The 5,834-nt window shown below is 40.7% G+C and carries 7 protein-coding genes; all 7 read left to right on the forward strand.

Annotation, left to right across the window (positions count from 1 at the left end; translation table 11 throughout):
* Nucleotides 1-134 precede the first annotated feature (134 nt).
* Nucleotides 135-689 carry a hypothetical protein gene (locus E1163_RS06165; RefSeq protein WP_155170565.1) on the forward strand — a complete coding sequence of 185 codons (555 nt, stop codon included), beginning with the start codon at nucleotides 135-137 and terminating at the stop codon, nucleotides 687-689.
* A gap of 16 nt (nucleotides 690-705) precedes the next feature.
* Nucleotides 706-1,467, forward strand: coding sequence for a hypothetical protein (locus E1163_RS06170; protein WP_155170566.1), 762 nt, complete (start codon nucleotides 706-708; stop codon nucleotides 1,465-1,467).
* A 71-nt stretch (nucleotides 1,468-1,538) separates the two neighbouring features.
* Nucleotides 1,539-2,288, forward strand: coding sequence for a DUF6882 domain-containing protein (locus E1163_RS06175; RefSeq protein WP_155170567.1), 750 nt, complete (start codon nucleotides 1,539-1,541; stop codon nucleotides 2,286-2,288).
* A gap of 8 nt (nucleotides 2,289-2,296) precedes the next feature.
* The gene (locus tag E1163_RS06180; protein WP_155170568.1) at nucleotides 2,297-2,512 is read left to right on the forward strand and encodes a hypothetical protein; all 216 of its coding nucleotides are present in this window, start codon (nucleotides 2,297-2,299) and stop codon (nucleotides 2,510-2,512) included.
* A 97-nt stretch (nucleotides 2,513-2,609) separates the two neighbouring features.
* A complete protein-coding gene (locus E1163_RS06185) occupies nucleotides 2,610-3,140 on the forward strand; it encodes a DUF6584 family protein (protein WP_155170569.1) in 531 nt (176 codons plus the stop codon).
* Between the two features lie 797 nt (nucleotides 3,141-3,937).
* Nucleotides 3,938-4,711: a helix-turn-helix domain-containing protein gene (locus E1163_RS06190; RefSeq protein WP_155170570.1), complete on the forward strand. Its 774-nt coding sequence runs from the start codon at nucleotides 3,938-3,940 to the stop codon at nucleotides 4,709-4,711.
* Nucleotides 4,712-4,779: 68 nt separating this feature from the next.
* Nucleotides 4,780-5,643: an ester cyclase gene (locus tag E1163_RS06195; protein WP_155170571.1), complete on the forward strand. Its 864-nt coding sequence runs from the start codon at nucleotides 4,780-4,782 to the stop codon at nucleotides 5,641-5,643.
* Nucleotides 5,644-5,834: the final 191 nt, after the last annotated feature.

Below are 5,834 nucleotides of genomic sequence, written 5' to 3' on the forward strand. Positions count from 1 at the left end.
TTTAACTAATAAAGATAAGAGAGCTCTTCACGATGTTTTGGCAAAGACGAGGTGCAGGGTAAAATAGTGGCGTGCATGACGCAGAACCCACTGTGGGATTTCTGCCTTAAAGTAAGTGGTAATAACAAATAACAATGAAGCAAATAATACTAAGTATTTTATTATGTATGGTGCTGGTTGCATCTGGCAAGGCTCAGGAAGTGAGGTTGACCAAAGATAACTGGCTTTCCCATCCGGAAATTGTAGCTACGAGAGATGTTTATAAGGAAATCCGGGCTTCTATAGATGATAAAACCCTGCAGCATTATCAACGTACTGTGGCTGCAATGGGGGAGTATGTTCATTTAGAATCCGCTTATGTTGATTCTGGGTTTAGGGTTAGGCTTTTGAATGTCAGCCAGACGGACGAGATGGGTTCTTATGACGCTGAAATTTACTATGATACATTAAACAGGTTAAGATTTGTTTACATAAAACTGGTAAGTTATAATAATTACAATGATCACGCCGAGGAAATAGAATACCGCATTTATTATCCTATAGACCCGGAACCCTATAGAATTCCAATGTGGACGGTAAAATCAATCAACGGCAAACGAGTGGAAATAGGGAGTGAGGTTGACATTGCTGATGTAGTGGAGAACCTGGATCTTCGCAATCCTTATGCTGAGTTTCATAATGATCATTAGGAATTACAGTTTAATTATGAAACATATACACATTCTGATCTTTTACACGGCCATTGCTTTAGTAGGATGTCAAAAGCATTCTCACAATAAAGATGGTTTGCTTGATGATCAGACGGATATCATTGAAACGGAAGGTACCCAAAAGGTTGATTCTACGGGTTATGATTCTTTTATCACTTATAATGATTCTGCGCTATCGATCATCGGAGTGGTGCAGACTTCAGATATTACTAGTGATTCCAGGTTAGGAATTAAGGCTGATTATCAACTAGTATCTTCAAAAAGGGACTTTTACTTAATTGCGGATACTGACCTGACTGAATATTGGGGGAAATGTGTGAAAGTAGAAGGCTATTTTCCATCCGGATGGGACATAGAGACAGAAAAAAATGGAGGGAACTGGACTTGGGGCAGAACGGCTATAGCAGTCAATTCTATTACTCTGATTCAGGCAGGTGATTGCAATGCTCTGATAAGGCAAAAGCTAAAGCATATAAATTTGTCGAGTTACCCTGACACCTTACAAGGGATTATAGTAAGGCGTCAAAGGTTGGCTCCCGATATATCATCCGATTACGAGATCGTGTTTGATGAGCCTATTGAAAACCGATCAGACGAATCAATACAACTTGAAAGTATGTTAATTTATCCGAATATAAACCTTCGCACTCTAAACCGAATAATTGATAATAAAATGCAATGCACAGCATACGGCCGTATGGTGGGAGGGTACGCGGAAAGGATGGTATTTGAAACCGACAGTATAGTAATACAATGATAAAATTGCTTCCCATCTGGTCTCACTGAAAACTCTGTGGAGACCATGGGAATAACCATAAACAATAAAAAATGAGCCTATTTAAAAAACTATTTGGTAAAGAAAACCAGGAGGAAAAAGTACAATCTGATAACAGCGATTTCAAAACTCCTCAAAAATCTGACTGGAAGTCGTTTGAAGAATTATTTGAGCAAAATGCCGGATTATCATTCGAAAAGCAGATGATTCTGGGGGATGTAATTGGGTCGAACTCGTGGCAATTTGATATGGGGTCTGGCACAATATCTTTTGGAGACGCCTTAAGGTTTCCCGTCCAGGTTATAGGCTCCCTGTCGTTTAACGACTCTTCCTGGATGTGGGGATGGGCCAATGCTAAAAGTGGGATCCCTGAAAACCTGTTGGTGCAGTCTAACGAGTTGAAAAAACTGGGAGAGCAAAAGCAAATACCTGAATTGACCGACGGACACTTTTCGGTGGAAGAAGGGTTTGAACACAAAATGGGAATGGCGGCCTGTGGGCTCTTTAAGTCCAAAGCATACTATTGCGCTAACTACGGACAGGGAACCCTGGTAGTGACCATTGACAGCAAGGCGATTCCGGATATCGACAAAAACAGGTATGAAAAAATGCTAACAAGCTTTCCGCAATTAATCAGCAACATAGACATAAACCACAAAGCTGCATTTATAAACTACCTTATTGATCGCGAGTTTCAGTTAAAGGAGGAAAATGATAAAATTGAAGGTTCAAAAGATGGCAAAACCATCACCGGGGAATTTGATGATATGGGAAGGCTGAAGAATTTAGGAGGGAAGATATAACTACTCAAATGCATTCAGGTAGGATAAAATTTCTTAAACCATGGCATGCTACCGATGAAAATCTGGAGCTGCAGCTTAGAAAGGAGATTTCAGTGGGCCATATTCTATATGGAAAAGAAGTAAAAACTATAGCACGCAGGCAAGATAATGATGATGTCCTATTTAAGCTGGCTAACACTGACTTTCAATACGCGATGGTGCATTTAACATGGTCATCAAAATAGTAATCCAGACCCTAAATACCCTTTGACGCGAACATTTAAAGATGCTGATGAGGTTTTTGAGAGATTAATTTTGGAGGATAACAATAACTGGGTGTAAATGAATCTTCAACGAAAAATAGAGAAGATAGAGCAAGACATTGATGTAGGGATTAAATTTAAATCTGCAAATCGTCTCAGAAATTTGATAAACCAATATCCAAATGAGATTTTTATTTGGGAGCGATTGGCTGAACTCTACTATGAGTCGGGGTTTTATGATGCTGCTGGAAAGTATTGGATTTTTACTCCACCAACTGAAGATCGAATAAAAAAATGCGTGGATATTTATTTGAAATCAGTGAATTACTCCGGAACACAAGTACTTCGGGATATAACATTTAGAGGAGATAAAAGTAAACTTCCTGAATATGCAAAAACTAAGTTACTCGAGCTGGAAGCCAACAGCAGGTTAAAGTCAAACCATGTACCCACATTCAAGCCATGGAAGAATGAGAGGAAAAACCCAGGTGAAAAACATAAACCTACGTTTAGAGATAGATTATTAATATTGGGAGTGGTAAGCGTTCTGTTGTTGATAGTTTTTTGCCTTTTTGTCGGTTTTATAACTGTTGTTAGCTGGCTTTTCTGATTTGGTAAAGCAGTGGCTTATCACCATCTCCGTCATTCCTGAATTTTCATAGACAAACGGGATCTCATGCATACATTTAAAGAAAATATCAGGAATCTCCTTGATCCGGGGCCTATAGCTGTGCTTATGTTTCCTGCTTCCCAACGGATGTAGGTGCTCTGAACCTGAGGCCCCGTGATTAAGTGTGTAGTTGAAGGTTTAGGCACTGCCCATATCCGGGAGACCCTGAATATTTCTATGAAGTTTGGTAACCATATTCCAGGGTGCAATACAGAAATTTCAGGGTGACGATTCAGGAGGTTTTTTCGCGCATTTTTATGCAGAAGTACAGTGGAAAATATCAGGATTCTCCTGATCGTGTTTATGTCATATTGTTATACGGAAGGCGTTGCATCATGAAACGACACACTCAAAATTTCCGTAAACAGATTATGCCACTTCGCGGCATTTGGTGTACATGCATCTGATTAAACTTTGCATTTGCTCTGAACCTGAGGCCCCGTGAACAAGTGTGTAGTTGAAGGTTTAGGCACTGCCCATATCCGGGAGACCCTGAATATTTCTATGAAGTTTGGTAACCATATTCCAGGGTGCAATACAGAAATTTCAGGGTGACGATTCAGGAGGTTTTTTCGCGCATTTTTATGCAGAAGTACAATGAAAATATCAGGCGCCTTCTCAATCGTGTTTATGCCTTATTTAATTACGGAAGGCTCTGCATCATGAAACGACACACTCAAAATCTCCGTAAACAGATTATGTCAATCATGATACATTATAGCCAAAGCTAAAAATAAATGAAGCTCACCGAATACCAGCCTACCGGCCAGCTCAGGCCATTTATTAAAGCTTACAGGATCATTGAGAGTGACAATGAGATCATCAACAGGGTAGTGCCCAACACTTCATTTGCGCTGGCTTTTCGTTTTAAAGGTCAGATAACTTACCTCGACACTAATAACCAACAAACTTTGCCCTCAGCCACTTTCTCCGGCTTGAGGAAAACCGTCCGGCTCATCAACTACGCGCCAAAAACTGCTGCCTTGATTGTGCTGTTTTCAGAAACCGGAGCATCCGCCTTTTTCAAGCCGCCAATTTTTAGCCTTTTCGAAGAAAGCGTTTCATTAGATAATTTTTTTCATCACTCAGAAATCTCATCCGTGAGTGACCGGTTAGCCGAAACTGAAAAATTTGAGGACATGATTATTCTCATTGAAAAGTTTCTGTGCTCAAAGCTGCTCAATGATAAACCAGATTATCTTGTGCAGGAAGCTGTAAACCGGATCCATTCTTCCTGCGGATCTATTCGTATAAGCAAACTGGCAGATGACCTTTGTATCAGTCAGGATGCCTTCGAGAAGAGGTTCAGGAAAGTGGTGGGAAGCAGCGCCAAGCAGTTTTCAGGCATTGTGCGGATGAATGAGATTATTAATAAAAGCCCTTCTTTAGAGTCTTTGTCAACTATTGCCCTGGATCATGGGTTTTACGATCAGCCTCATTTCAATAAAGAGTTCAAACTTTTTACCGGACTAACCCCTACAGCGTTCTTCGGTGCAGCCTCTTACTGGTAAATCAATGATTTTTTACAATCATTAGCCTTCAATCTTCCTCAAGTTTACTTTATCAAATTTTAGAAACTATGAAGTATTTATTAACACCAGGCATCTGGCTGCTGGCCCTGGTATCGGCTGCATCTGTTGTGGCATGTGTACCGGATCAGACTGACCAGCCTGACAACAAAGCAACTATGGAAGTAATTAACGAACAAACCGCAAACAAAGAAGCTATTCGAAACCTGTATGAGGTTATCCTTAACGAAAGGAAATTTGAGCTTCTCGATAATCTGATTTCAGAAAACTATGCCAACGATCAGGGAGGCAAAGGGGTAGAAGGATTTAAAATCGGTATCTATCAAGTAATTGAGGCCTTTCCCGATGCAAAGTGGGAAATAGAGGAGCTTATCGCGGATGGCAACAAAGTGATGATCAGGCAAAGGGTTAACGGCACCCATGAGGGCAACTTTCAGCATATTGCACCAACAGGTAAAACCATCAGTAATCACGGGTATGCGGTATATACTTTTGAAAGCGGTCAGATTATTTATCACCAAATCATGACTGACCGCCTGAGCTTTTTACAGCAGTTGGAAATATTACCGGCAGATTTTTCCAGTCTTACGAATAGGTCCGGCGACCACGTGATTTTTGTAGACAGGTTTACTGTTCCGCGAAGTGCTTATGGCGAGTTTATGAAGAAGGTGGCCTACAACAGGAGCTACATTAAAACACTTCCCGGCTTTATTGAAGACAATATGATGGTAAATGAAGGGGATGCTGACCCTGTTGAGCTCATTACAATTGCCGTTTGGCAGAGCCAGAAACATTTGGAAGCAGCCAAAAAATCTGTTCAGGACGAGTACCGGAGAATTAATTTTAACCCGGCAGAATTTACCAAAGAGCACGGTATTACAATGGACAGGCAGGTGTATGCAGCCGTTCATTGAAACGGTTCATATGTCTGTCCACTCTGTTGTTGAAGTTTTTTCTCCCCGGTGGCTGTCTCCAGACAGCCACCTTTAAACACTTAATTACTTCCTGCCAGAGCCTCTTGAAGCTTTGTGATGAATAGTTTTGGGTTTTATGCTTCTGTCCGTACCACTGATCGGTTAAGCTTTACCAAACTTTCGGAAGTTTA

It is taken from the genome of Fulvivirga kasyanovii (assembly GCF_009711405.1).
Lineage (GTDB): Bacteria > Bacteroidota > Bacteroidia > Cytophagales > Cyclobacteriaceae > Fulvivirga > Fulvivirga kasyanovii.